This is a genomic window from Mesorhizobium sp. B2-7-2, from assembly GCF_006440775.1.
Lineage (GTDB): Bacteria > Pseudomonadota > Alphaproteobacteria > Rhizobiales > Rhizobiaceae > Mesorhizobium.
In genome coordinates, this window is record NZ_VFTZ01000002.1 from 206,780 (window position 1) to 231,464 (window position 24,685).

General features: G+C 64.3%; 30 protein-coding genes. 24 read left to right on the plus strand and 6 right to left on the minus strand.

The genetic code is table 11. The features are described 5' to 3' along the window. Nucleotides 1-71: 71 nt before the first annotated feature. Nucleotides 72-1,280, minus strand: a complete 1,209-nt coding sequence (locus tag FJ425_RS03810; RefSeq protein ID WP_140721885.1) for a beta-ketoacyl-[acyl-carrier-protein] synthase family protein — start codon at nucleotides 1,278-1,280, stop codon at nucleotides 72-74. A 4-nt stretch (nucleotides 1,281-1,284) separates the two neighbouring features. Further along, the gene (locus FJ425_RS03815; protein WP_041003067.1) at nucleotides 1,285-1,539 is read right to left on the minus strand and encodes an acyl carrier protein; all 255 of its coding nucleotides are present in this window, start codon (nucleotides 1,537-1,539) and stop codon (nucleotides 1,285-1,287) included. A 204-nt stretch (nucleotides 1,540-1,743) separates the two neighbouring features. On the opposite strand from FJ425_RS03815, the gene FJ425_RS03820 reads away from it, so the two are divergent. The 5 genes from FJ425_RS03820 to FJ425_RS03840 are packed head-to-tail and all read left to right on the plus strand — an operon-like array spanning nucleotide 1,744 to nucleotide 4,146. Beyond that, nucleotides 1,744-2,625, plus strand: coding sequence for an urease accessory protein UreD (locus tag FJ425_RS03820; protein ID WP_140721888.1), 882 nt, complete (start codon nucleotides 1,744-1,746; stop codon nucleotides 2,623-2,625). A gap of 21 nt (nucleotides 2,626-2,646) precedes the next feature. After that, complete coding sequence (locus FJ425_RS03825; RefSeq protein WP_041003069.1) at nucleotides 2,647-2,949, plus strand: urease subunit gamma; 303 nt, start codon at nucleotides 2,647-2,649, stop codon at nucleotides 2,947-2,949. 12 nt (nucleotides 2,950-2,961) lie between these two features. Beyond that, on the plus strand, nucleotides 2,962-3,216 hold the full coding sequence (locus FJ425_RS03830; protein WP_140628265.1) for a DUF1272 domain-containing protein: 255 nt from the start codon (nucleotides 2,962-2,964) through the stop codon (nucleotides 3,214-3,216). Nucleotides 3,217-3,239: 23 nt separating this feature from the next. After that, nucleotides 3,240-3,833 (plus strand): HupE/UreJ family protein, encoded by a 594-nt coding sequence (locus FJ425_RS03835; RefSeq protein ID WP_140628272.1) that lies wholly within the window; start codon nucleotides 3,240-3,242, stop codon nucleotides 3,831-3,833. A gap of 7 nt (nucleotides 3,834-3,840) precedes the next feature. Continuing rightward, on the plus strand, nucleotides 3,841-4,146 hold the full coding sequence (locus FJ425_RS03840) for an urease subunit beta (protein WP_140628276.1): 306 nt from the start codon (nucleotides 3,841-3,843) through the stop codon (nucleotides 4,144-4,146). A 20-nt stretch (nucleotides 4,147-4,166) separates the two neighbouring features. On the opposite strand, the gene FJ425_RS03845 is transcribed toward FJ425_RS03840, so the two are convergent. Beyond that, nucleotides 4,167-4,652: a hypothetical protein gene (locus FJ425_RS03845; RefSeq protein ID WP_140628281.1), complete on the minus strand. Its 486-nt coding sequence runs from the start codon at nucleotides 4,650-4,652 to the stop codon at nucleotides 4,167-4,169. 159 nt (nucleotides 4,653-4,811) lie between these two features. Further along, a complete protein-coding gene (locus tag FJ425_RS03850) occupies nucleotides 4,812-5,189 on the minus strand; it encodes a hypothetical protein (protein WP_140546156.1) in 378 nt (125 codons plus the stop codon). Between the two features lie 164 nt (nucleotides 5,190-5,353). On the opposite strand from FJ425_RS03850, the gene ureC reads away from it, so the two are divergent. From ureC to FJ425_RS03895, 9 genes are all read left to right on the plus strand, one after another. Beyond that, nucleotides 5,354-7,069, plus strand: coding sequence for an urease subunit alpha (gene ureC / locus FJ425_RS03855; protein WP_181164865.1), 1,716 nt, complete (start codon nucleotides 5,354-5,356; stop codon nucleotides 7,067-7,069). Between the two features lie 61 nt (nucleotides 7,070-7,130). Further along, on the plus strand, nucleotides 7,131-7,625 hold the full coding sequence (locus tag FJ425_RS03860) for a DUF29 domain-containing protein (RefSeq protein ID WP_140628290.1): 495 nt from the start codon (nucleotides 7,131-7,133) through the stop codon (nucleotides 7,623-7,625). A 68-nt stretch (nucleotides 7,626-7,693) separates the two neighbouring features. Further along, nucleotides 7,694-8,287, plus strand: coding sequence for a hypothetical protein (locus tag FJ425_RS03865; RefSeq protein WP_140546159.1), 594 nt, complete (start codon nucleotides 7,694-7,696; stop codon nucleotides 8,285-8,287). A 43-nt stretch (nucleotides 8,288-8,330) separates the two neighbouring features. After that, nucleotides 8,331-8,951 carry a glutathione S-transferase family protein gene (locus tag FJ425_RS03870; RefSeq protein WP_246673207.1) on the plus strand — a complete coding sequence of 207 codons (621 nt, stop codon included), beginning with the start codon at nucleotides 8,331-8,333 and terminating at the stop codon, nucleotides 8,949-8,951. Further along, nucleotides 8,948-9,508, plus strand: a complete 561-nt coding sequence (gene ureE, locus FJ425_RS03875; protein ID WP_140721891.1) for an urease accessory protein UreE — start codon at nucleotides 8,948-8,950, stop codon at nucleotides 9,506-9,508. The genes FJ425_RS03870 and ureE overlap by 4 nt, the downstream gene beginning before the upstream one ends. Continuing rightward, nucleotides 9,501-10,172 (plus strand): urease accessory protein UreF, encoded by a 672-nt coding sequence (locus tag FJ425_RS03880; RefSeq protein ID WP_140722122.1) that lies wholly within the window; start codon nucleotides 9,501-9,503, stop codon nucleotides 10,170-10,172. The genes ureE and FJ425_RS03880 overlap by 8 nt, the downstream gene beginning before the upstream one ends. Continuing rightward, nucleotides 10,169-10,609, plus strand: a complete 441-nt coding sequence (locus FJ425_RS03885) for a DUF3995 domain-containing protein (protein ID WP_140628296.1) — start codon at nucleotides 10,169-10,171, stop codon at nucleotides 10,607-10,609. The genes FJ425_RS03880 and FJ425_RS03885 overlap by 4 nt, the downstream gene beginning before the upstream one ends. Further along, nucleotides 10,606-11,238 carry an urease accessory protein UreG gene (ureG, locus tag FJ425_RS03890; RefSeq protein WP_140628301.1) on the plus strand — a complete coding sequence of 211 codons (633 nt, stop codon included), beginning with the start codon at nucleotides 10,606-10,608 and terminating at the stop codon, nucleotides 11,236-11,238. Before FJ425_RS03885 ends, ureG begins: the two co-directional genes overlap by 4 nt. Nucleotides 11,239-11,320: 82 nt before the next feature. Continuing rightward, entirely contained in the window at nucleotides 11,321-12,088 is a 768-nt protein-coding gene (locus tag FJ425_RS03895) for a class II aldolase and adducin N-terminal domain-containing protein (RefSeq protein ID WP_140628305.1), read from the plus strand. Between the two features lie 395 nt (nucleotides 12,089-12,483). Here FJ425_RS03895 and FJ425_RS03900 read toward each other — a convergent pair whose 3' ends face one another. Further along, complete coding sequence (locus tag FJ425_RS03900; RefSeq protein WP_140628308.1) at nucleotides 12,484-13,116, minus strand: HAD family phosphatase; 633 nt, start codon at nucleotides 13,114-13,116, stop codon at nucleotides 12,484-12,486. A 209-nt stretch (nucleotides 13,117-13,325) separates the two neighbouring features. Here FJ425_RS03900 and FJ425_RS03905 point away from each other — a divergent pair, with 209 nt between their 5' ends. Continuing rightward, complete coding sequence (locus tag FJ425_RS03905) at nucleotides 13,326-14,282, plus strand: sugar-binding transcriptional regulator (RefSeq protein WP_095768100.1); 957 nt, start codon at nucleotides 13,326-13,328, stop codon at nucleotides 14,280-14,282. A 20-nt stretch (nucleotides 14,283-14,302) separates the two neighbouring features. Here the strand turns inward: FJ425_RS03905 and FJ425_RS03910 are convergent, their stop codons facing one another. Continuing rightward, on the minus strand, nucleotides 14,303-14,488 hold the full coding sequence (locus tag FJ425_RS03910) for a hypothetical protein (RefSeq protein WP_140628312.1): 186 nt from the start codon (nucleotides 14,486-14,488) through the stop codon (nucleotides 14,303-14,305). A gap of 212 nt (nucleotides 14,489-14,700) precedes the next feature. Here FJ425_RS03910 and gcvA point away from each other — a divergent pair, with 212 nt between their 5' ends. The 9 genes from gcvA to FJ425_RS03955 all read left to right on the plus strand — a co-directional run bounded on the left by gcvA (nucleotide 14,701) and on the right by FJ425_RS03955 (nucleotide 24,677). Beyond that, nucleotides 14,701-15,609: a transcriptional regulator GcvA gene (gene gcvA, locus FJ425_RS03915; RefSeq protein WP_140628315.1), complete on the plus strand. Its 909-nt coding sequence runs from the start codon at nucleotides 14,701-14,703 to the stop codon at nucleotides 15,607-15,609. Between the two features lie 174 nt (nucleotides 15,610-15,783). After that, nucleotides 15,784-17,094, plus strand: a complete 1,311-nt coding sequence (locus tag FJ425_RS03920; protein ID WP_140628318.1) for a sugar ABC transporter substrate-binding protein — start codon at nucleotides 15,784-15,786, stop codon at nucleotides 17,092-17,094. Nucleotides 17,095-17,237: 143 nt separating this feature from the next. Next, complete coding sequence (locus FJ425_RS03925; protein WP_140545422.1) at nucleotides 17,238-18,110, plus strand: sugar ABC transporter permease; 873 nt, start codon at nucleotides 17,238-17,240, stop codon at nucleotides 18,108-18,110. 10 nt (nucleotides 18,111-18,120) lie between these two features. Next, nucleotides 18,121-18,945 (plus strand): carbohydrate ABC transporter permease, encoded by an 825-nt coding sequence (locus FJ425_RS03930; protein ID WP_140545423.1) that lies wholly within the window; start codon nucleotides 18,121-18,123, stop codon nucleotides 18,943-18,945. 46 nt (nucleotides 18,946-18,991) lie between these two features. Continuing rightward, a complete protein-coding gene (locus FJ425_RS03935) occupies nucleotides 18,992-19,996 on the plus strand; it encodes an ABC transporter ATP-binding protein (protein WP_140628321.1) in 1,005 nt (334 codons plus the stop codon). Next, nucleotides 19,993-20,763 carry an L-iditol 2-dehydrogenase gene (locus FJ425_RS03940; protein WP_140628324.1) on the plus strand — a complete coding sequence of 257 codons (771 nt, stop codon included), beginning with the start codon at nucleotides 19,993-19,995 and terminating at the stop codon, nucleotides 20,761-20,763. Before FJ425_RS03935 ends, FJ425_RS03940 begins: the two co-directional genes overlap by 4 nt. A gap of 148 nt (nucleotides 20,764-20,911) precedes the next feature. Further along, complete coding sequence (locus FJ425_RS03945) at nucleotides 20,912-22,390, plus strand: mannitol dehydrogenase family protein (RefSeq protein WP_140628327.1); 1,479 nt, start codon at nucleotides 20,912-20,914, stop codon at nucleotides 22,388-22,390. 20 nt (nucleotides 22,391-22,410) lie between these two features. Further along, nucleotides 22,411-23,094 (plus strand): HAD family hydrolase, encoded by a 684-nt coding sequence (locus FJ425_RS03950; RefSeq protein ID WP_140628330.1) that lies wholly within the window; start codon nucleotides 22,411-22,413, stop codon nucleotides 23,092-23,094. Continuing rightward, entirely contained in the window at nucleotides 23,091-24,677 is a 1,587-nt protein-coding gene (locus FJ425_RS03955; protein WP_140628333.1) for an FGGY-family carbohydrate kinase, read from the plus strand. Before FJ425_RS03950 ends, FJ425_RS03955 begins: the two co-directional genes overlap by 4 nt. The last annotated feature ends 8 nt before the right edge of the window (nucleotides 24,678-24,685 follow it).

The window sequence follows — 24,685 nt, forward strand, 5'->3', positions numbered from 1 at the left end:
CCCGGCCGGTCGGGATCAATACACCGGCAAGCGGCTTGGGCATGGACACACAGTCAACCGGTCGGCCGCGGTCAGACCGCCTTGAAGGCCAGCACTGCATTGGTTCCGCCGAAGGCGAAACTGTTGCTGAGCGCCGCGCGCACCTTGCGCTCGCGCGCCGTGTTCGGCGTCACGTCGAGGTCGCAATCCGGGTCCGGCTCGCGGTAATTGGCGGTCGGCGGCACGATGCCGTCGCGGATCGCCATCACGCAGGCGATCATCTCCAGCCCGCCGGAAGCGCCGAGGCAATGCGCATGCATCGACTTGGTCGAGGACACCGAAAGCGAACGGGCATGCTCGCCGAAGACGCGCTTGATCGCCGCGGTCTCGATCTGGTCGTTGGCCTTGGTGCCGGTGCCGTGCGCGTTGAGGTAGTCGACATCTTCCGGACCGAGTCCGGCATCCGCCAGGCAAAAACGCATCGCCGCTTCCGGTCCCTCGATGGTCGGCGCGACGATGTCGGAGGCATCGGCCGAAAGCCCGACGCCGGCGATCTCGGCCAAAACGGTGGCGCCGCGCGCCATCGCGTGATCGTAGCTTTCGAGCACCGCCATGCCGGCGCCTTCGCCGAGCACCAGGCCGGCGCGATCGGCCGAGAACGGCCGGCAGGTGTCGGGCGAAAGCACCCTGAGCGCCTCCCAGCCCTTCAGCACGCCCCACACCAGCGGCGCTTCGGTGCCGCCGGCGACCATCACGTCGGCGCGGCCGAGCCTGATCTGGTCGACCGCCGAGGAGATCGCATGGTTGGCCGACGAGCAGGCCGAGGTGGCGCCGAAAACAGGGCCGCGCAACCCGAGATTCATACTGACCTGGCCGGCGGCCGCGCCCGGCATCACTTTCGGCACGGTGAAGATGGCGGCGCGGTTGCGCCCTTCGAGCAGGATGGCGCGGTAATTCTCCTCGATCGTCTCGAAGCCCGCGACGCCGATGCCGACAATTGCGCCCATCCGGTAGGTGTTGTCGGCATGCGCGGTCAGGCCCGATTGTCGCATGGCCTCCCGCGCCGCGATCACCGCCAGCAGGCTGAAGCGGTCCATCGACACGACCTGCTTGCGGTCGATGCCGTGGTCCGGCAATTGCTTGATTTCGCAGCCGGTCTTGACCTTGAGGTCATGCAGCGACGGATTGTCGATAGGGCCGATGGCCGAGCGGCCGGCGCGCATGGCGTCCCATATCGCCGCCGCATTGTTGCCGAGCCCGCAAATCCCGCCAATACCGGTGATGACGACGCGTTTTTGCATGCAGTCAGGCTTTTTTCGCGATCAGTTCGCGAACCGCCTCGACCATGTCGCCGACGTTCTTAAGATTGCTCCAGGCATCGACCGTGTTCATCTCGATCTCGATGCCGTACTTTTCCTCGAGATCGAAGATGATCTCGGTCAGCTCCAGCGAATGGATGCCGAGCGTGCCGAGATCGGTGCTGGCGGTGATTTCCTCGCCGCCGGTATCGGCATGCGCCTTGATCTTTTCGATGATCTCGGTCGTCAGCTGGTCAGCCATTCGGTTCCTTCCCTGTCGTTGCCCGACGCCAACTGATCAGCGCCTCTTTTTTTGATCCCCGGACCCAACAAACGCCGTTGCCCTTGCCTCGCCAGGCACCGCGCGACCGCTCCAAGGTGGCTTCCCTCTATAGAAACCGAAACGATGTCAAGCAACAAGCGATATCGACAAAGCCGCCGGAGTGCTTAACCTGGGATCGTGGACATGATCGGCAACACTTTGACATCCCAGCCTGCCTCGCCTTTGGCCGCCCCTTCCTTGCCTGCCGCGCAACGTGTTGCCGGCCTGGGCAGGCTTTTCTGCGGCAAGAGCGGCGGCCGGACGCGCCTGCGGCGGCTCTACCAGGACGGATCGGCCAAGATCCGCCTGCCTGCGGTGCAAGGCGATCCGCTCGAGGCGGTGCTGATCAACACCGCCGGCGGGCTGACCGGCGGCGATCGCCTCGGCTGGACGGTCGAGGTCGGCGCAGACGCCTCCGCCGCCATCACCACCCAGGCCTGCGAGAAGATCTATCGCGCCGCCGCCGACAGGGCCGAGACAAGCGTCAGTCTGCGGGTCGGTCCGGGCGGCCGCGTCGCCTGGCTGCCGCAGGAAACCATCGTTTTCGACCGCGCCGCCTTCGCCCGCACGCTGGACGTCGAGCTTGGCGACGATGCCGAGGCATTGGTGCTGGAAGCCACGCTGTTCGGCCGGCTGGCGATGGGTGAGCGGACGACCAATGGCAGTTTCCATGACCGCTGGCGGGTCCGCCAGGGCGGCGCGCTGATCCATGCGGAGGATTTCCGCGTCGGGCCGGATATCACTGCAACGCTCCAGCGGCCGGCGGCGACCGGCGGCGCGCTTGCCGTCGCCACATTGCTGCTGGTGTCGCCGCAGGCGGAAAGTCTGCTGGAGCCGGCCCGCGCCATCATCGGCGACCCTGCCATCGGTGGTTGGGGCGGCGCCAGTTTCTGGCGCGTCGGCCGATCTGGCAAGCTTCTTGCGAGGCTTTGTGCCGGCGACGGCTACCAGCTCCGCAAGCGGCTGGTTCCGCTCGTCGAACTGCTCAATGGGCGGGCGGGCCTGCCTAAATTGTGGTCACTCTGATTTCGATTGCCGGGAAGTTGCATGAACCTGACACCGCGTGAAAAAGACAAGCTGCTGATCGCCATGGCGGCGATGGTGGCGCGCAAGCGGCTGGAGCGCGGCGTCAAGCTCAACCATCCCGAAGCCATCGCCCTGATCACCGACTTCGTCGTCGAAGGCGCGCGCGACGGCCGCCCGGTCGCGGAACTGATGGAGGCGGGTGCGCATGTCGTCACCCGCGCCCAGGTCATGGACGGTATCGCCGAGATGATCCATGACGTCCAGGTCGAGGCGACATTTCCCGACGGCACCAAGCTGGTGACCGTGCATGAACCGATCCGGTGAGGAGGAATACAGATGCTGGAGCTCAGGCCGAATTGCGAATGCTGCGACAAGGATCTGCCGCCGGAAGCGGCCGATGCGCTGATCTGTACCTTCGAGTGCACCTTCTGCGCCGACTGCGTGGACAATGTGCTGGGCGGCGTCTGCCCCAATTGCGGCGGCAATTTTGCGCCGCGGCCGATCCGGCCGGCGGCCAAGCTGACGAAATATCCGCCGTCGACCAAACGCGTGCTCAAGGCCGAAGGCTGCGGCCCGCGCAAGGCCGCTTAACGGGCACTGGAAAGGGCAGAAAGATGATCCCCGCTTCGGCGAAACGTACCACGCTTGCCGCGATCCTTTTCCTGGCAGCCGCCATGCCGGCCTATGCCCATGTCGGCATCGCCACGACCTCGTCCTTCGCCGACGGCTTCGCGCATCCGCTGTCCGGTCTCGACCACATGACAGTCATGATCGCCGTCGGCGTGTGGGCGGCGCTGAAGGGCGGCAAGGCGCTCTGGGCCTGGCCGCTGGCCTTTGTCGGCGTGATGCTGGCCGGCGGCGTGCTCGGCATGCTGCATGTGCCGATGCCTTTCGTCGAGCCGGGCATCCTCGCTTCCATGGTGACGCTCGGCCTGCTGGTGGCGCTGGCGATCGACCTGCCGGTCTCGACCGGGATCGCGGTCATCGGTCTGTTCGCGCTGTTCCATGGCCATGCCCATGGCACCGAAGTGCCCGAAAATGCCGGCGGGCTGGAATACATTGCGGGCTTCGCCGCCGCGACGGCCCTTCTCCATGCCGTGGGCATCGCGGCGGCCCTCAGCCTCGGCATGCGCTTCCGCAGCCTGGCGCGCGCTGCAGGTGCGGCTTGCGCGGCGGCCGGCGTCGGCCTCGCCTTCGGCGTGTTGTGAGGGCGCGATGATCCCCGGCGAAATCATCGCGGCCAAGGGCGAGATCGAGCTCAACAAGGGGCTGCCGACGGTCACGCTCAAGGTCGCCAACAGCGGCGACCGGCCGATCCAGGTCGGCAGCCACTATCATTTCTACGAGACCAATGAGGGCCTGAAATTCGACCGCGAGCGCGCGCGCGGCATGCGGCTCGACATCGCCGCCGGCACGGCCATGCGCTTCGAGCCCGGGCAGGAGCGCGACGTCACGCTGGTGCCGCTGGGCGGCAAACGCGAGGTCTATGGCTTCCAGCAAAAGGTGATGGGCAAGCTGTGAGGTCCGCCGGCGCGCTCACATCACTTCGGGGGCTTGGCGGCGGCATAGATGACGACCTTCCCCGGATTGTCGAACTCTACGGCGAGCACGTCCTCGGCCTGCACGCGCCGCGAATCGATCGCGTTGAAGAGCAAGGCGTTCGCCTCGATCTCCTGGCGCAGTTCGGCGACATCCTCCTGATGCTGCTTCACCTTGTTCTCTATCGCCGGCGGCGGCCCGCCCTCGCTGCGCGCCGCGTCGGTCAGGAACACGATGTCGACCGTATCGAGCTTGGTGGTCTTGCGCACCGTGCCGATGTTGTCGCGGGTGCGGTCGATGGCCGTGATGACCTTTCCGGCCTCCGTCGAGGAAAGGGCCTCTTCCTGCCGGACATCGGAATCGACGATTGCCGCGGCAGGCCTGTCGTTGTCCAGCGGCTGCGCCGCGAGCGCCGCATGGGGCGCGGCCATGAAAAGCGTGGCGGCAACCGCGGAACTCCATCTTTTAAAACGCGGGGCTTTCGCCATCGCTCGCTCCTGACTGAACCCGTGGCGGGGCGAAAACAGCGAAACGGTCCTGCTTGGCCGGAGGTTCCCTTCAAAAGCCGGCAGGCGGACCGTGACGCGGCCCGCTTTTCCTTCAAAATATGGTTGGCGGACCGCAAGGCGGCCCGCCTGGGCGTGCAGTCAGCTCGCCTTCTTGGTAATCAGCGTCAGCGCGCCATTGGGCTGCATGCTTGCGGCGATCACCTGCGCGGAGCTCATGCCCTTGGCTTCGAGCGCGGATTTGACCTTGGGCGTGGCGTCGATCGACTTGCGCAATGTCTGCAGGCCGGCATCGCCGCGCTGCGCTACGATCTGGTTGACCTGCGTCTGCGTGTCCTTGGGCAGTTCGGTAATGTCGACGACATTGACGCTCTGGATCGCCGGCGCCGCGGACTGGGCCTTCGGCGCGGCGGGCGCGGTCGGCGCGGGACTGGGCTGCGGCGTCGGCTGCTGCTGGGCATTGGCAGTGCCCGCCATCAAGGTGGTGGCGGTTGCGGCGAGAAGAATCGCTTTGAGCATGGATATTCCTTCCATCGGTTTGGCAAACGGTCCTTTTGGGCTGACCGGGGCACCTCAACCGCCAAATGGGAGCGCAAGGTGTTCCTAAGCGGGTCATTGCGTGACCATTGGGTGGCGACAATGTGCACCTCGCGTTCATTCAACCTGAATTTCGGGAGCAATCGCTGATGGCCATGATAAGCCGCGCCGCCTATGCGCAGATGTATGGACCGACGGTCGGCGACAAGGTGCGGCTTGCCGACACCGAGCTCTTCATCGAGGTGGAAAAGGACCTCACCGTTTACGGCGAGGAAGTGAAATTCGGCGGCGGCAAGGTCATCCGCGACGGCATGGGCCAAAGCCAGGTGACGCGGGCCGGCGGCGCGGTCGATACCGTCATCACCAATGCGCTGGTCGTCGATGCGCTCACCGGCATCGTCAAGGCCGATATCGGCCTGAAGGATGGCCGCATCGCCGCCATCGGCAAGGCCGGCAATCCGGACACGCAGGCCGGCGTCACCATCATCATCGGCCCCGGCACCGAGATCATCGCCGGCGAGGGCAGGATCCTGACGGCCGGCGGATTCGACGCGCATATCCACTTCATCTGCCCGCAGCAGATCGAGGAAGCGCTGATGAGCGGCGTCACCACCATGCTTGGCGGCGGTACCGGCCCGGCGCATGGCACTTTGGCCACCACCTGCACGCCGGGACCCTGGCACATGGCGCGCATGATCCAGTCCTTCGATGCCTTTCCGATGAATATCGGCCTGTCGGGCAAGGGCAATGCGTCAAAGCCGGCGGCGCTTGAAGAGATGGTGCTGGCCGGCGCCTGCTCGCTGAAGCTGCACGAGGACTGGGGCACGACCCCGGCCGCCATCGACTGCTGCCTGTCGGTCGCCGACGATTACGACGTCCAGGTGATGATCCACACCGACACGCTGAATGAATCGGGCTTCGTCGAGAACACGGTGGCGGCCATCAAGGGCCGCACCATCCACGCCTTCCACACCGAGGGCGCCGGCGGCGGCCACGCGCCCGACGTCATCAAGGTCTGCGGCCTGCCCAACGTCATCCCGTCCTCGACGAACCCGACCCGGCCATACACGGTCAACACGCTGGCCGAGCATCTCGACATGCTGATGGTGTGCCACCATTTGTCGCCGTCGATCCCGGAGGACATCGCCTTTGCCGAAAGCCGCATCCGCAAGGAGACGATCGCCGCCGAGGACATACTGCACGACATCGGCGCCTTCTCGATCATCTCCTCCGACAGCCAGGCCATGGGCCGCGTCGGCGAGGTGGCGATCCGCTGCTGGCAGACCGCCGACAAGATGAAGCGCCAGCGCGGTGCGCTGCCTGACGAGACCGGCGACAACGATAATTTCCGCGTCCGCCGCTACATCGCCAAATACACCATCAATCCGGCCATCGCGCACGGCCTGTCGAAGGAGATCGGCTCGATCACGGTCGGCAAGCGCGCCGATCTGGTGCTGTGGAACCCTGCCTTCTTCGGCGTCAAGCCGGAGATGGTGCTGGTCGGCGGCTCGATCGCCGCTGCCCCAATGGGCGACCCGAACGCCTCGATCCCGACGCCGCAGCCGATGCATTACCGGCCGATGTTCGGCGCCTATGGCAAGGCGCTGACCAATTCGTCGGTGACCTTTGTCTCCAAGGCCGCCTTCGACGCCGGCCTGCAAGGCAGGCTAGGCGTCGACAAGGCGATGATCGCGGTCGAGAACACGCGCGGCGGCATCGGCAAGCATTCCATGGTGCTCAACGACGCCACACCGCATGTCGAGGTCGATCCCGAGACCTACGAAGTGCGCGCCGACGGCGAGTTGCTGACCTGCGAACCGGCGACCGTGCTGCCGATGGCGCAGCGGTATTTTCTGTTTTGACCTTTAGGCCGCAAAGTCACCTGCCATTGGCTTAAGATCGAAAACGGCGCATTATGCGAGTATGAATAAAATTCAGATACAACGTCGGCATAAGTCTACACCCATTGAGACGGACTACGCTCAGTGGTGCGCCGAGCAAGGCGCGCTGTTGCGCGAAGGTCGTCTCTCCGACCTCGATCGCGAGAATTTAGCGGAGGAGATCGAGAGCTTGGGGCGGAGTGACAAGAGGCAAATTGCGAACAGACTTGGCACCTTGCTCTTGCATTTGCTCAAATGGGAATTCCAGCAGGAAATGCGCAAGACTGGCTGGTTACTCACCATCCGCGAACAACGGCATCACATCAAAAAACTGATCGACGAGAGTCCGAGCTTGAAAGCCTATCCGCAAACTCAACTTGCTAGCGAATTTGAGTTTGCGCGGCTGAATGCAATTGACGAAACGGGCCTGCCTGGAAAGCATTTCCCGCTCGATTGTCCTTATCGAATCGCCGACGTTCTCGATCAGGATTTCCTCCCCGGCGCTCCGTGGTCGCCGGATCAACTCACTCGCGGATAGGGACGCGGGTTCCCCGATGATCCAGATGCCGATAAGCGGCCCACTATAAGCCCGCATTGTGATTACGCATGCCCACCGAAATCGCCTCTCCCCACGACATCTTCCCGCATATCCGCATCGTCATGGGCATGGTGATCGGCCTAGGCGTCACCCGCCTGCTTTCGGGAACGGCCCGCATCGTCCAGCACCCCGGTCAGTACCGGCTCTATGCGGTGCACCTCGCCTGGGTCGCCTCGGTGCTGCTGATGCTGGTGCATTTCTGGTGGTGGGAGTTCGGGCTCTACGCCATCGAGAACTGGACCTTCGGCAAATATCTTTTCATCATCTTCTACGCCATCACGCTGTTCCTGCTCTGCGCGCTGCTGTTTCCGGATTCGATGCTCGATTACACCAGCTACGAGGACTATTTTTACTCGCGCCGCGGCTGGTTCTTTGGGCTGCTGGCGGCGACGTATCTGCTCGACGTGGTCGACACGCTGCTCAAAGGCGCCGAGCACTTTGCCCGCTTCGGCAATGAGTATCTGTTCCGAACGCCGGTCTTCGTCGCGCTCTGTGTCGTCGCGATCCTGGTGCGCGACCGCCGCTTCCACATCGCCTTCGTCGCGGCCGCGCTGATCTATCAGATATCGTTCATCCTGCGGCTCTTCGACACCATCGTTTAACCGCCATTGGGTTGATCCTTGCATTGATCTAGGATTTGGGGAAATGCAGGACTCAACCATGTACAAGGCCGTCGGATCGCGCGGCTCCCGGGTCAGCCGGGTGCTCTGGATGCTGGAGGAGCTCGGGCAGCCCTACGAGTTCGTCGAGGTGAGACTGCGCTCGCCGGAGGCCTATGCGCTCAACCCCTCTGGCAAGGTGCCGATCCTGATCGACGGCGACCTCAAGGTGACCGACTCGGCGGCGATCTGCGTCTATCTGGCGGATAAGCACGCCGATAAAGGCATGGGCGCCAATCCGGGTCTCGCCGGCCGCGCCGAGATGGATTCCTGGATGCATTTCGCCCAGAGCGAATTGGAAGCGCCGCTTTGGAACAAGCTGCGCCACCGCTTCCTGCTGCCCAGGGATGTGCGGGTCGATGTCGGCCCGGCCGCGGCCTATGATTTCGCATCCGAAATAAAGGCGCTGGATCGCCGGCTTGGCGACAGGGCCTTTGCGCTGGGCGACCGCTTCTCGGCGGTCGACGTGTTGCTCGGCGATATTGGCGGCTGGGCGCGTGCCGGCCGTTTCCCGATCGATTCCGAGCGCGTCAACGCCTATTTCGACCGTGTCGTTCAGCGCCCCGCCCGTGCAAGGGCGCAAGCCAATGGCGGAGCCATGAAATGAAACTCAACATCACCACCGATTTCACCAAATTCCCGCGCGCCGTCTCGGTGCTGCCAGCCGGCGAGGCCGGTTCGACGTCAACCTATGACAAGGCCGTGCTGCCGCATGACGAGCGGCATCTGCGTCGCCGCGCCATCGAGACGGCGGGTGGCGAAAAGGTGCTGGTCGACCTGCCCGAGCCGGTGGCGCTCGGCAATGGCGACCGGCTGGTGCTGGAGGATGGCCGCCAGCTCGAGATCGTCGCGGCACCGGAGGAGGTCTACGACATCCGCGCCCGCGACGCGGTTCATCTCGCCGAGCTCGCCTGGCACATCGGCAACCGTCACCTCGCCGCGGCGATCGAGGCGGACCGCATCCTCATCCTGCGCGACCACGTCATCAAAGCGATGCTCGAAGGCCTCGGCGCCACTGTAAACGAGGTTTCGCAGCCGTTCAGCCCGGTGCGCGGCGCCTATTCCGGACATGACCACGGCCATTCGCATGATCATCACGATCATGATCAAGACGATCACGATCACCATGACCACGACCACGACAATCACCATCATCATGACTGAGGAGCTTTCCAGCATCGCACTGCTGCGGCTAATGGCTTGGCTGTCGCCTTCCTTTCCGGTCGGTGGCTTCTCTTACAGCCACGGGATCGAGAGCGCCGTGCAGGATGGGCTGATCGCGGATCGCGACGATCTCTCCGGCTGGCTGGAGACGCTGGTCGAGATCGGCTCGGGCTGGAACGACGCCGTGCTCTTCGCCGAAAGCTGGCGGCGCGGACGTGACGGCGGCGATCTCCAGGAGACAGCAGCGCTGGCCGAAGCGCTTGCCGGGTCGCAGGAGCGGCACATGGAAACCATGCTGCAGGGCACGGCCTTTCTCCAGGCGGCGTCGGCCTGGTCGTCTGGAGCGCTGGAGCGCCTGCCGGCCGATTGCCCCTATTGCGTAGCAGTCGGCGCCGTTGCGGGCGGCAGCGGCATCGGCCTTTCGGAGGCGCTCTCCGCCTTCGTGCAGGCTTTCTTCTCCAACCTCCTGCAGGCGGCAATCAGGTTGGGTATCGTCGGCCAGGTCGACGTCGTCACATTGTTAGCCGGCTTCGAACCTCTGGCGCTGGCGACCGCATCGCGCGCCGCCGCTTCCAGCCTGGACGATCTGGGCGGCGCGGCCTTCATGTCCGACATCATGGCGATGCAGCATGAGACGCAGTACTCCAGGCTGTTCCGCTCATGACCATCCTTGCCGTCATCCTCTCCTTCGTCCTGCTCCTGATCACAGCGCTGCATGTCTATTGGGGCATAGGTGGCATCTGGCCGGGCACGGACCAGGCATCCTGCGCCCGCGCCGTCGTCGGTTTCCGCGGCGTCGACGCGATGCCGTCGTCCTTCGCGAGTTTTGCCGTCGCCGCTTGCCTCGTGCTCGCGACGCTCTGGCCGCTGGCGCTCGCGGGCGTCTTTGCAACGCCCTTTCCAAGAGAGGGCCTGGCGGCCTCGGCATTGATGATCGGCCTCGTCTTCCTCGGTCGCGGTATCGCCGGCTTCACGCCCTGGTGGCGCCGGCTTGCGCCTGAACAGCCTTTCGCGCGGCTTGACCAAAGCCTTTATTCGCCGCTTTGCCTCTTGATCGGGGCAGGCTTCGCAATTCTTGCCATCACGGAGTTTCCGGCATGACGTCGAAAAACGGTCCTCTTCGCATCGGCATCGGCGGGCCGGTCGGCTCCGGCAAAACGACGCTCACGGAAAAGCTCTGCAAGGCGTTGCGCGACGATTTTTCGATCGCCGTCGTCACCAACGACATCTACACCAAGGAAGACGCTATGATGCTCGCGCGGCTACAAGCATTACCCGAAGAGCGCATCGTCGGCGTCGAGACCGGCGGCTGTCCGCACACCGCCATCCGCGAGGACGCCTCGATCAATTTGCGCGCCATCGCCGAGCTGAACAAGAAATTCCCCGATCTCGACATCATCTTCATCGAATCCGGCGGCGACAATCTCGCAGCCACCTTCTCGCCCGACCTTGCCGACTTGACCCTCTATGTCATCTCGGTCTGCCAGGGCGAGGAGATCCCGCGCAAGGGCGGCCCGGCCATCACCCGCTCGGATTTCCTGATCATCAACAAGAGCGATCTGGCGCCCTATGTGAACGTCAACCTCGATGTCATGGAGAGCGACGCCGGCCGCATGCGCGGCAAAAGGCCGTTCGGCTTCACCGACCTTTCGCGCGGCAAGGGTTTGCAGGAAGTGATCGACTTCATCGTCGAGCAGGGCGGGCTGCAGTCGGCGCGCCCGGCGGCTTGATCCGCTGAACCAGCGTTTATCGGTTGCTGGCAGCCGCCATGCGCGGCATTCTCGGAAAACAAACCAAAGCGGAGGATATTCGATGAGCCTTGCCCGCCTGCACAAGGAACCGCTGAGCAACCTGCCCTATTATGAGGAGCGGGTCGATCTCGCCGCCGCCTTCCGCTGGACGGCGCGGCTCAACATGCATGAGGCGGTGGCCAACCACTTCTCGTTGTCCGTCAACGACGAAGGCACGAAGTTCCTGATGAATCCCAACCAGGTGCATTTCTCGCGCATCAAGGCGAGCGACCTGCTGCTGATCGACGCCAACGATCCGGACACGCTGTCCGGCCCCAACGCGCCCGACCCGACCGCCTGGGGCTTGCACGGCGCCATCCACCGCAACGTCCCGCATGCGCGCTGCGCCATGCATGTCCATTCAATCCACGCCACCGTGCTTGCTTCGCTCGCCGATTCGACGCTGCCGCCGGTCGACCAGAACTCGGCCATGTTCTTCAACCGCCATGTTGTCGACGCCAATTATGGCGGTCTGGCCTTCGAGGAGGAGGGCGAGCGCTGCTCGCAGCTTCTCACCGACCCCAAGGTCAAGGTGATGGTCATGGGCAATCACGGCGTCATGGTCATCGGCGACACCGTCGCCGACACCTTCAACCGCATGTTCTATTTCGAACGCGCCGCCGAGACCTACATCAAGGCGCTGTGGACCGGCCGCCCGCTGCGCACGCTTTCCGACGAAATCGCCGAGAAGACCGCGCGCGAGATGGACGATTATCCAGGCCAGGCAGAGCGTCACCTTGCCGAGCTGAAGGCGATCCTCGACGAGGAAGAGCCGGTCTACCGGAATTGATGCTCCCCCGGCTACGCCATGCACACACCTTCTGTGCCTGGCGTGACTGATCAGGCCGAGGCTTGATTGCCACGTGGTTCCCCCAATCCGTCGCTGCTTCGCAGCGCCACCTTTCCCCCCTCCGGAGGGAAAGGAACGGAGCGTCGCTGGACGAGCATTGACGGCAAAAAGCTTGGCGCTCTTCCTCTACCCCGTCGATCGGGGGAGAGGTGGCTCGGCGAAGCAGAGACGGAGTGGGGGTCGACCGGCGCTACATAAGACAATGCATGCGCCAAGCTGCCATGCACGTTATCGCCAAAGGCCAGCCGCTTGGAAATATGTGCATGTCGTAGCCCGTTTCACGGGGAGAAGGTGCCGGCAGGCGGATGAGGGGCGGCGCCGACGTCTGAAGCTGCTCAGAGCCCCAGTTGCGCCCGCAGCTCTCCGGCGCTGTTGATGACGATCGCGCCGGCCGGGCCTTCCATCGGCGCCTCCGGCCAGAAGATCGTCTTCATGCCCGCCGCCAGTCCGGCCATGGCGCCTGTCAGGCTGTCGTCGACGGCAAAGGCATCCGCCGGATCGACGCCGGCGAGATAGGCGGCGCGCAGGAATGGTTCGGGAAGCGGCTTGCCGTCGATCACGTCGTTGCGGCTGACCGTCATCATGCCCGGATAGGTGAGGCCGACGGCGCGCAGATTGGCGTCGACGATCAGCCGGTCGGAGTTGGACACCACCGCCTGCTCGACGTCGAGCGCGCGCAATTCGTTGAACACTTCGATTGCGCCGGGGCGTGGCTTCAGCGTTTCGGCCAGCGGCAGATAGTGATCGTATTTGCGCACGATCCAGTCGTCGAAGGGCAGGGCGAGGCCGAACTCGTCGCGCAACATTTCGTAGACCGGCCATGCCGCGATGCCCAGCACGCGCTGATGCAGGTCGGGCGGCGGGGCGATGCCGACGCTGCGCAGCGCCGCCACAAGTGCCGCCTCGTGCAGCGGCTCGCTGTCGACCAGCGTCCCGTCCATATCCCAGAAAACGGCTTTCGGCACCATGCGCGACTCCCTTCGCCGATCCCCTTAATCGGTTTCCCTGTGGAGATAAACCGTCCCGCCGGCAAATGGTTGGGCAAGCGGCGGATTGATCCTTCGGGGATCAGGAAAGCTTCCAAGCAATTGCTCTTTCGATAGACAATTGCGCGTCGGCGCAATCGCTGTAAGCTATGGCGCCCGTTTCAACATTCTTGCGGGCTGGGAGGCAGGACGTGAATTCGCGACAGGAAATCGGCAGCACCAGGTTGGACGACGCCGCGCGCGCCGGCTGGCTCTATTATGTTGCCGGCAACACGCAGGACCAGATCGCCGCCAAACTGGGCATCTCCAGGCAGACGGCGCAGCGGTTGGTATCGCTCGCCATGTCGGAGGGCCTGATCAAGGTGCGGGTCGATCATCCGATCGCCAACTGTCTGGACCTCGCCGCGCGGCTGAAGTCGCGCTTCGCGCTCGACCTTGTCGAAGTGGTGCCGAGCGATCCGACCTCGAGTTCGACGACGATCGGCATCGCCGAGGCGGCCGCGGCCGAGATCGAACGCCGGCTGCGCTCCGAGGCTCCCATCGTCATGGCGATCGGCACCGGGCGCACGCTGAAGGCGGCGATCGAGCAACTGCCGCCGATGGACTGCCCGCAGCACAAGGTCGTGTCCTTGACCGGCAATATCTCGCCCGACGGCTCGGCAGCCTTTTACAACGTCATCTTCACCATGGCCGACCGCGTCAAGGCGCGGTCCTTCCCGATGCCGCTGCCGGTCATTGCATCCTCGCCGGAAGAGCGCGAGATGCTGCTCAACCAGCCGATGATCCAGCCTACATTGGCGCTGGCGGCCGAGGCCGATGTCACCTTCGTCGGCATCGGAGATCTCGGGCCCAAGGCCCCGCTCTACGAGGACGGCTTCATTTCCGAAAACGAGTTGAAGGCGCTGCAGAAGGCAGGCGGCATCGCCGAGATCGTCGGCTGGGTGTACGACCGCGAAGGCCGCATGATCGAAGGCATCACCAACGACCGCGTGTCTTCCGCCGCGCTGCCGTCGCGGGAAAGATCGTTGGTCATCGCTCTGGCCATGGGCGAACGCAAGCTGGCGGGCATCCTGGCCGCCGTCAATCGCCGGCTGGTCAACGGTCTCATCACCGACGAACGCACGGCCGAAGCACTGCTTGCCGGCTGATTGCCAATAAAAAGTGCCGGCTATTGCGAGCGGCCGCGCGGATCGTTGCCGTCGAGAAAACCCATGTCGCGCTGCAGATGCTCGGAAAATTCCCGGACATCGAGATAGCCGCGCCTGCGGCCCGAAAACCTTGCAAATTCCCGCACGAGCGTGAAAAACCAGCCCTGTGCCGGGGTGGAAACGAGCTTTTCCTGAACCGTGACCATGATCGTCAGCCTTCGCTTGAGCAATTCCAGGAAAAGTGTGAGCGGTTTTCCGTCCGGAATTGCGTAAAATCAGAGAGTTAGAGCGATTTGCCGTTTCCGTGAAACGGCGAAGCGCTCTGGCGCTTGAACTGGATTGACCGTCGACCCCAAATATCGGTCTGGCCGGTTCGTGCTTCCAATCAAACCTCGATCATGACCCATAAGGAGGCCTTATGCCCGATCTCAGCTCTCCGCAGCTTGCGCCCCTGCCGCCGCTGCAGGCGATCCGGGTGTTCGAGGCGGTGGCCAGGCACCTGTCCTTCACCAAGGCCGCGCAGGAGCTGGGCATGACCCAGGCGGCTGCGAGCTACCAGATCAAGCTGCTCGAGGAGCGCATCGGCGCGCCGCTGTTCCTGCGCCGGCCGCGGCAGATCGAGTTGACCGAGCCTGGCCAGCGCCTGGCGCCCGCCGTCAGCGAAGCCTTCGCCATCCTGGGCCAGGCCTATGCCGCGGCGCGCGGCGGCGCCGACGGCCTGCTCTGCATCACCACCGTGCTGACCTTTGCCTCGAACTGGCTGGCGCAGCATCTGGGCGCGTTCCAGCTCGCGCATCCGGCACTTGCCGTGCGGCTCGACACGTCGAGCCGCCTGACCGATTTCGCGCGCGAGGATGTCGATCTCGCCATCCGCTCCGGCGCCGGCAAATGGCCGGGCCTGGAGGCGCATAAGCTGCTCGACGCCGATTTCACGCCGATGCTGAGCCCGAAGCTCGCGGCGAGCATCGGCGGCGTCAAGGAGCCGGCGGACCTGTTGCGCCTGCCGATCCTCGACCCGGGCGACATCTGGTGGACGCAATGGTTCGAGGCCGCCGGCGTGACCGGGCACGACCTCGCCAAACGGCCGGGCTCCAGCATGGGCGCGCAGGCCTATGAAGCGAACGCGGCCATGGCCGGCCATGGTGTTGCGATCCTGACCAGGGCGTTGTTCAAGAACGAGATCGCAGACGGTCGCCTGGTCCAGCCCTTCGACCTCGTCGGCGACGATGGCCATGCCTATTGGCTGGTCTATCCGACGGCGCGCCGCAACGTTCCGAAGATCCGCGCCTTCCGCGACTGGCTCCTGGCCGAGATCGCCTGCCCGTAAGCCAATCGCCCTCACCGTCCTCCTGCCAAGGGTACCGGCGCGTCACCCGACCGGGGCGCGCGGCGTCATTTCTGCTGCGCTGCAGCACAGGTTCAGGGTTGACATAATTCAAGCCAAGTGAGTAATTGCCCATAGCCAAGGCAAATGCTCATCTTGGTTTATGGGAGGAATTTGATGAAACTTCGCACGCTCACCCTGGGCCTGTTGTCGGCCAGCGCCCTCGCTTTCGCCGCGCATGCCGAATCCATCACCATCGCCACCGTCAACAATGGCGACATGGTCCGCATGCAGAAGCTGACGGACGACTTCACCAAGGCCAACCCCGACATCCAGCTCAACTGGGTTACGCTTGAAGAGAACGTGCTGCGCGAGCGCGTCACGACCGATATCGCCACCAAGGGCGGCCAGTACGACGTCATGACCATCGGCACCTACGAGGTTCCGATCTGGGCGAAGCAGAGCTGGCTCCTGCCGCTCGACAAGCTCGGCGACGACTATGACGTCAAGGACATCATCCCGGCCATCGCCGGCGGCCTTTCGGTCGACGGCAAGCTCTATGCCGCGCCCTTCTACGGCGAGAGCTCCTTCGTCATGTACCGCAAGGACCTGATGGAGAAAGCGGGCTTGAAGATGCCCGACGCGCCGACCTGGGACTTCATCAAGCAGGCCGCCGACAAGATGACCGACCGCGCCAACGGCGTGAACGGCGTGTGCCTGCGCGGCAAGGCCGGCTGGGGCGAGAATATGGCCTTCCTCACCGCCATGTCGAACTCCTTCGGCGCCCGCTGGTTCGATGAGAACTGGAAGCCGCAGTTCGATCAGCCGGAATGGAAGAACACGCTGCAGTTCTATGTCGACCTGATGAAGGCCGACGGTCCGGAAGGCGCTTCGTCCAACGGCTTCAACGAGAACCTGGCACTGTTCCAGCAGGGCAAGTGCGGCATGTGGATCGACGCCACCGTCGCGGCGTCCTTCGTCTCCGATCCGAAGGCCTCGCAGGTCGCCGACAAGGTCGGCTACGCGCTGGCGCCCGACAATGGCCTCGGCAAGCGCGGCAACTGGCTGTGGGCATGGTCGCTGGCGATCCCCGCCGGCACCCAGAAGGCCGATGCCGCCGAGAAGTTCGTCTCCTGGGCAACCAGCAAGCATTATGCCGAGCTGGTCGCTTCCAAGGAAGGCTGGGCCAACGTTCCGCCTGGAACACGCTCCTCGCTCTACGCCAATCCGGAATACCAGAAGGCGGCGCCGTTCGCGAAGATGACCCTGGATTCCATCAACGCCGCCGACCCGACGCATCCGACGGTCAAGCCGGTGCCCTATGTCGGCGTGCAGTTCGTCGCCATTCCTGAATTCCAGGGCCTCGGCACCACTGTCGGCCAGCTCTTCTCGGCCGCCCTTGCCGGCCAGTCGAGCGTCGACGACGCGCTCAAGCAGGCTCAGGACGCCGCCACCGCGACGATGACCGAAGGCGGCTACATCAAGTAAGGCTCCTCCCGGTGCCGAACGCCGGTCGCCCATCATGACCGGCAAGGGGCCGCCCGAAACCCAGTTCGGGCGGCCACCCTTCAAAATCGGGAAAATTCTGGCACAACGCTGAAAATCCGGCTGACATTGGGAGGGTGACCGTCATGGCTACTCAGCAAACCCGTTCGCTTGCCCGTTTCATGATGGCGCCATCGGTGATCCTGCTGTTCGTCTGGATGATCGTGCCGTTGCTGTTCACGCTGTGGTTCTCGTTCCTGCAATACAATCCGCTGAACCCGATCCGCGATGGCTTCGTCGGTCTCTCCAACTACAAGCTGTTCTACGACAATCCGGCCTTCTTCGCCGCCATTCTCAACACGCTGACCATCGTCGTGGCGGTCCTGCTGATCACCATCATCGGCGGCATTCTTCTTGCGCTGCTGCTCGATCAGCCGATCTGGGGCCAGGGGATCGTGCGCATCCTGGTCATCTCGCCGTTCTTCGTCATGCCGCCGGTCGCGGCGCTGGTCTGGAAGAACATGATCATGCACCCGCAATATGGCGTCTTCGCCGACATTGCGCGCTTCTTCGGCGCCCAGCCGATCGACTGGTTCGGGCAGCACCCGCTGACGGCGGTGATCATCATCGTCGCCTGGCAATGGTTGCCCTTCGCAACGCTGATCCTGTTGACGTCCCTGCAGTCGCTCGACGGCGAGCAGAAGGAGGCGGCCGAGATGGACGGCGCCGGCTTCCTCAGCCGCTTCTGGTATCTGACGCTGCCGCACATGTCGCGCGCCATCACCGTCGTGATCCTGATCCAGACGATCTTCCTGCTCTCGATCTATGCCGAGATACTGGTCACCACCAATGGCGGCCCGGGCTACGCCTCCACCAACCTGCCCTTCCTCGTCTATCAGAAGGCGCTGCTGGAGTTCAAAATCGGCCAGGCCTCCGCCGGTGGCGTGATCGCCGTCATTCTCGCCAACATCGTTGCCTTCTTCGCCATGCGCGCCGTCGGCAAGAACCTCGACAAATAGGGAGGACAAGATGGCACGCGCAGTCACCACCCAGCACAAGACCATTGCCACGGCCGCGGCCTGGATCGTCGCCCTGCTAATCTTCTTTCCGATCCTTTACACGATCATCACCTCGTTCAAGTCCGAGCAGGAGGCGATCCAGGGCTTTGCCCTGATCCCGTCCGGCACCACGGAAAGCTACGCCGAGGTGCAGGCGCAGAGCGGTTATTTCAAGTTCTTCCTGAACTCGGTGATCCTCTCGGTCGGCTCGACCATCCTGGCGCTGCTGATCGCGGTCCCGGCTGCATGGTCTATGGCCTTCTCGCCGACCAAGCGCACCAAGGACATCCTGATGTGGATGCTGTCCACCAAGATGATGCCGGCCGTCGCGGTGCTGTTCCCGATCTACCTGATCTTCCGCGACACCGGCCTGCTCGACAGCCGCATCGGCCTCACCGTGATGCTGATGCTGATCAACCTGCCGATCGTGGTCTGGATGCTTTACACCTACTTCCGCGAGATCCCGGGCGAGATCCTCGAGGCGGCGCGCATGGACGGCGCCTCGCTGTGGAACGAGATCATCTATGTGCTGACGCCGATGGCGGTGCCCGGCATCGCCTCGACCATGCTGCTCAACATCATCCTGGCCTGGAATGAGGCGTTCTGGACCATCCGGCTAACCACCACCAATGCCGCCCCGCTGACGGCCTTCATCAGCTCCTTCTCCAGTCCGCAAGGCCTGTTCTGGGCAAAGCTGTCGGCGGCCTCGACGCTGGCGATCGCGCCGATCCTGATCATGGGCTGGTTCAGCCAGAAGCAGCTGGTGCGCGGCCTCACCTTCGGCGCCGTGAAGTAACAACGCCCAAGCGGCGGACGACGAAGACCATCCCCGGGAGGAAGCCATGGGAAACATCACGCTCAAGAACGTCTCCAAGTCCTTCGGGTCGACGGTGATCATTCCGGACATCGACCTCAACATCGAGGACGGCGAGTTCGTCGTGTTCGTCGGCCCATCGGGTTGCGGCAAGTCCACGCTGCTCAGGCTGATCGCCGGGCTCGAGGACACCAGCGGCGGCACCATCAGCATCGACGGCCGCGACGTCACCCGCGAGGCGCCGGCCAAGCGCAAGCTTGCCATGGTGTTCCAGTCCTATGCGCTCTACCCGCATATGACGGTCGCCAAGAACATCGCCTTCCCGTTGAAGATGGCCGGCGAGGACCAGGCGACCATCGACAAGAAGGTGAAGGACGCCGCGCGTGTCCTCAACCTCACCAATTATCTCGAGCGCCGCCCAGGCCAGCTGTCCGGCGGCCAGCGCCAGCGCGTCGCCATCGGCCGCGCCATCGTGCGCCAGCCTTCGGCTTTCCTGTTCGACGAGCCGTTGTCCAACCTCGATGCCGCGCTTCGCGGCACCATGCGCCTGGAGATCAGCGAGCTGCACCATCAGCTGAAGACGACGATGATCTACGTCACCCATGACCAGGTCGAAGCCATGACCATGGCCGACAAGATCGTCGTGCTCAATGCCGGCAATATAGAGCAGGTCGGCTCGCCGATGGAGCTTTACAAGACGCCGAAGAACCTCTTCGTCGCCGGTTTCATCGGCTCGCCCAAGATGAACCTCATCGAAGGCGCGCCGGCCGACAAATATGGCGCCAAGACCATCGGCATCCGGCCCGAGCATCTCAACATCTCGACCACGGCCGGCGACTGGAAGGCGACGGTGGGCGTTGCCGAGCATCTCGGCTCCGACACCTTCCTGCACGTCCAGGCGGACGGCATCGGCACCGTCAATGTGCGGGCCGACGGCGAGGTTGCGGTGAGGCATGGCGACACCGTCTACCTGACCCCCGACAAGACCAAGCTCCACCGCTTCGGTGCCGACGGCAAGGCGCTGGTGCAGTGAGGTTGAAAGGCAAATCGGCGCTGATCACCGGATCGGCGCGCGGCATCGGCAGGGCCTTCGCCGAAGCCTATGTCCGCGAAGGCGCGACGGTGGCGATTGCCGACATCGACCTGGAAGCCGCGCAAGCGACGGCGAAAGCGATCGGTTCCGCCGCTTCCGCAGTCCGGCTCGACGTTACCGACCAGGCTTCGATCGAGGCTGCGGTGAAGGCGGTCGAGGCCAAGACCGGCGGGCTCGACGTGCTGATCAACAACGCGGCGATCTTCGACCTGGCGCCGATCGTCGAGATCACGAGGGCGAGCTACGAAAAACTGTTTTCCGTCAATGTCGCCGGCACGCTGTTCATGCTGCAGGCGGCTGCCCGTTCGATGATCGCACGTGGCAAAGGCGGCAGGATCATCAACATGGCGAGCCAGGCCGGCCGGCGCGGCGAGCCGCTGGTCGCGGTCTACTGCGCCACCAAGGCCGCCGTCATCTCGCTCACCCAATCGGCCGGACTCGACCTGATCAAGCATCGCATCAACGTCAACGGCATCGCGCCGGGTGTCGTCGACAGCGACATGTGGGACCAGGTCGATGCGCTCTTCGCAAAATATGAGAACCGGCCCAGGGGCGAGAAGAAGCGGCTGGTCGGCGAAGGCGTGCCTTACGGCCGCATGGGCAAGCCGGAGGATCTCGCCGGCATGGCCGTGTTCCTCGCCAGCGACGAGGCCGAATACATAGTCGCCCAGACCTACAATGTCGACGGCGGCCAATGGATGAGCTGAGGGGGAGGCGCTTCTCTTCTTTCCTCCGGAGAAGACGCCATGGGGCAGGTGAGGGGCAGCATACTGGAATACCGGGTGTTGCCCCTCATCCTCGCCCTCCGAAGGAGGCGGAACAGTCGGGCTGCAGATCGGCCAAAGGGTAAATGAGATGACCGTAAGACTCTCTTCCTCGAACCTCGCCATGCTGCCGGCTAAGGTCGCCGGCCCGAAATATGACCGCTCCACCCTGAAGGCGGGCATCGTCCATTTCGGCGTCGGCAACTTCCACCGCTCGCATCAGGCGGTCTATCTCGACGACCTGTTCGGCACCGGCGAGGGCCATGACTGGGCGCTGATCGGCGCCGGCGTGTTCGAAGGCGAGAAGATCGGCCGCTCGAAGCTTGAAGAGCAGGATTGGCTGACCACGGTGGTCGAGCAGGATCAGGGTCACATGAGCGCCCGCGTCACCGGCGCCATGATCGATTTCCTGATGCCCGGCGACGCGGCTGCGACCATCGAGCGGCTTACCGATCCGGCGATCAAGATCGTGTCGCTGACCATCACCGAGGGCGGCTATTTCATCGACCCGGCTTCCGGCAAGTTCAACCCGGCCCATCCCGATATCGTCGCCGACGCACAGCCGGGCGCTGTGCCTAAGACCGTTTTCGGCATCATCCTTGCCGGGCTGTTGCGCCGGCGGGCCGACGGCGTGGTGCCGTTCACCGTCATGTCCTGCGACAACATCCCCCATAACGGCCATGTCACCTCCGACGGCGTCATCGGCCTTGCGCGGCTGATCGACGAGGACCTCGCCAAATGGGTGGAGGACAAGGTCGCCTTCCCGAATGGCATGGTCGATCGCATCACCCCGGCCACCACCGACCGCGAGCGCAAGATCCTCGCCGACGATTTCGGGCTGGAGGACAATTGGCCGGTGTTCTGCGAGCCGTTCAAGCAATGGGTGCTGGAGGACCGTTTCACCGCCGGCCGCCCAGCGTTGGAAAAGGTCGGCGTGCAATTCGTCAAGGACGTCTCGCCTTACGAGCTGATGAAGATACGCATCCTCAATGGCGGTCACGCCACGATCGCTTATCCGGCCGGGCTGATGGACATCCATTTCGTGCATGAAGCCATGCAGGAGCCGCTGGTGCGCGCCTTCCTGTCGAAGCTCGAGCATGACGAGATCATCCCGACCGTGCCGCCGGTGCCGGATACGGATCTGGAGGACTACTATCAGCTCATCGAGCGGCGCTTCTCCAATCCCAAGATCGGCGACACCATCCGCCGGCTTTGCCTCGACGGCTCCAACCGTCAGCCGAAATTCATTATCCCGACGATCGCCGACCGGCTGAAGACGGGCGACGGCGCCGCCGGCCTCGCGCTGGAATCGGCCCTGTGGTGCCGCTATTGCTTCGGCACCACCGACAGCGGCGCCGTTATCGAGCCGAACGACCCGAGCTGGGACCGCATGCAGGCGACCGCGAAGGCGGCCAAGGACGATCCGAAGGCCTGGCTGGCGATGGAGGACATCTATGGCGATGTCGGCCGCTCGTCCGTCTTCGCCGAGGCCTTCGCCCACGCCTTGAGGGTCCTGTGGGCGCACGGCGCGCGCGAAACCCTGACGCGTTACCTCGCCGGCAAGCTCTGAAAGCGCCGGACGCAGCAGCCATGACGCCGGAACTGGTCATCTTCGACTGTGACGGCGTGCTGGTCGACAGCGAGGCGCTTTCCGTCTCGGCGCTGCTCGGCATGATCGAGCTGGCCGGCGGCACGGTCAGCGAGGACGCCGCCTACGAGCATTTCCTGGGCAAGAGCATGAAGAGCGTACGCGAGATCCTCGGCCGCGATTTCGGGCTCGAGATCAGCGACCGGCATCTGACCGCCATGCGCGTCGACCTGATGCGCAAATTCCGCGAGGAGTTGAAGCCGATTCCCGGCGTCAAGGAACTGCTGCCGAAGCTCGGCCGGCCCTTCTGCGTCGCCTCGTCCGGCACGCTGGAGCGCATCCGCTATGCGCTCGACGTCACCGGCCTGCTTCCGCTACTGGAGCCGCATCTGTTCAGCGCCAGCATGGTCGAACGCGGCAAGCCGGCGCCCGACCTCTTCCTCCACGCCGCCTCCAGCATGCGGGCGCATCCGCGCGAGTGCCTGGTCATCGAGGACAGCCCCGCCGGCGTCGCCGCCGCCCGCGCGGCGGGGATGCGCGTGTTTGCCTTCACCGGCGGCTCGCATGCTTCCAACCCCGCCCTCAAGGCGCGGCTTGCGTCGACGGAACCGGACTTTATATTCGCTGACATGCTGCAATTGCCCGATTTGATTGCAGGCCTGGGAGCGAGAGAAAAAGCATCTTGATCAAGAGTTTCGTTTGCGCGGTCGATGTCGGCACCGGGAGCGCCCGCGCGGGCATTCTCGACGCGCGCGGCAACCTGCTCGGCCGCGCCGATCATCCGATCGCCATGCATCAGCCCAAGCCCGATCACGCCGAGCATGATTCGGAAGATATCTGGTCGGCGGTGTGCAAATCCGTGCGGTCCGCGCTCCAAAAATCCGGCGTCGCCGCCGGCGATATCGCCGGAATCTCTTTCGACGCGACCTGCTCGCTGGTCGCGCGCGACAGGCAAGGCGGCCAGCTCAGCGTCTCGGTCACCGGCGAGAAGCGCTGGGACACGATGGTCTGGCTCGATCACCGCGCCATCGCCGAGGCCGATGAATGCACCGCAAGCGGTCACGCCGTGCTCGATTATATCGGCGGCGTGATGTCGCCGGAGATGGAAACGCCGAAGCTGATGTGGCTGAAGCGTCACCTGCCGAGGACATGGAATGAAGCCGGCTATCTATTCGACCTTGCCGATTTCCTGACCTGGAAGGCATCCGGCTCGCTCGCCCGCTCGCAATGCACGCTGACGGCGAAATGGACCTATCTCGCGCATGAGGAAAAAAGCTGGCGGCGTGATTTCTTCGAGTTGGTCGGCCTCGACGATCTTTTCGAGCATGGCAATCTGCCGGAAAAAGCAAGCCCGGTCGGCGCCGATATCGGTCCGCTGACGACGAAGGCCGCCGCCGAGCTCGGCCTGACCGAAAAATGCCGGGTGGGGGCCGGCGTCATCGATGCCTATGCCGGCGCGCTCGGCGTTTTGGGCGGTTTTGCCGGCGACGAGAGGAACATCAGCCGGCATCTGGCGCTGATTGCCGGCACATCGTCCTGCGTCATGGCCATGTCGCCCGACCCGCAGCCCTTTGCCGGCGTCTGGGGCCCCTATTTCGGCGCCGCATTGCCGACGCTGTGGCTGTCTGAAGGCGGCCAGTCGGCCACCGGCGCGTTGCTCGACCACATCATCCGCTGGCATGGCGCCGGCGGCGAGCCGGACGCGGCCATGCATACGAAGATCGCTCGGCGCGTCGCCGAGCTGCGCGCCGAAGATGGCGATGCGCTGGCGGCAAGACTGCACGTGCTGCCGGATTTCCACGGCAACCGTTCGCCGCTCGCCGACCCGCACGCCGTCGGCGTCATCAGCGGCCTGACGCTCGACTCCTCCTTCGACAGCCTGTGCAAGCTCTACTGGCGCACCGCCGTCGGCATTGCGCTCGGCGTGCGCCATGTGCTCGAGGCGCTGAACGAGAACGGCTACCTGATCGACACGCTGCATGTCACCGGCGGCCACACCAAGAACCCGCTTTTGATGGAGCTCTACGCCGATGCCACCGGCTGCACCGTGGTCGAGCCGCTGGCCGACGAGGCGGTGCTGCTCGGTACCGGCATGGTGGCGGCGACCGCCGCCGGACTCTATCGCGACCTCAACGCGGCCTGCGTAGCCATGCAGCAAGGCGGCAAGATCCGCGCGCCCAACAAGCAAGCCGGCGCCCGCTTCGACCGCGACTACCGGATCTTCCTCGAAATGCATCGCCAGCGGCAGGCGCTCGACGCGATCCGCTGACGCTGGAA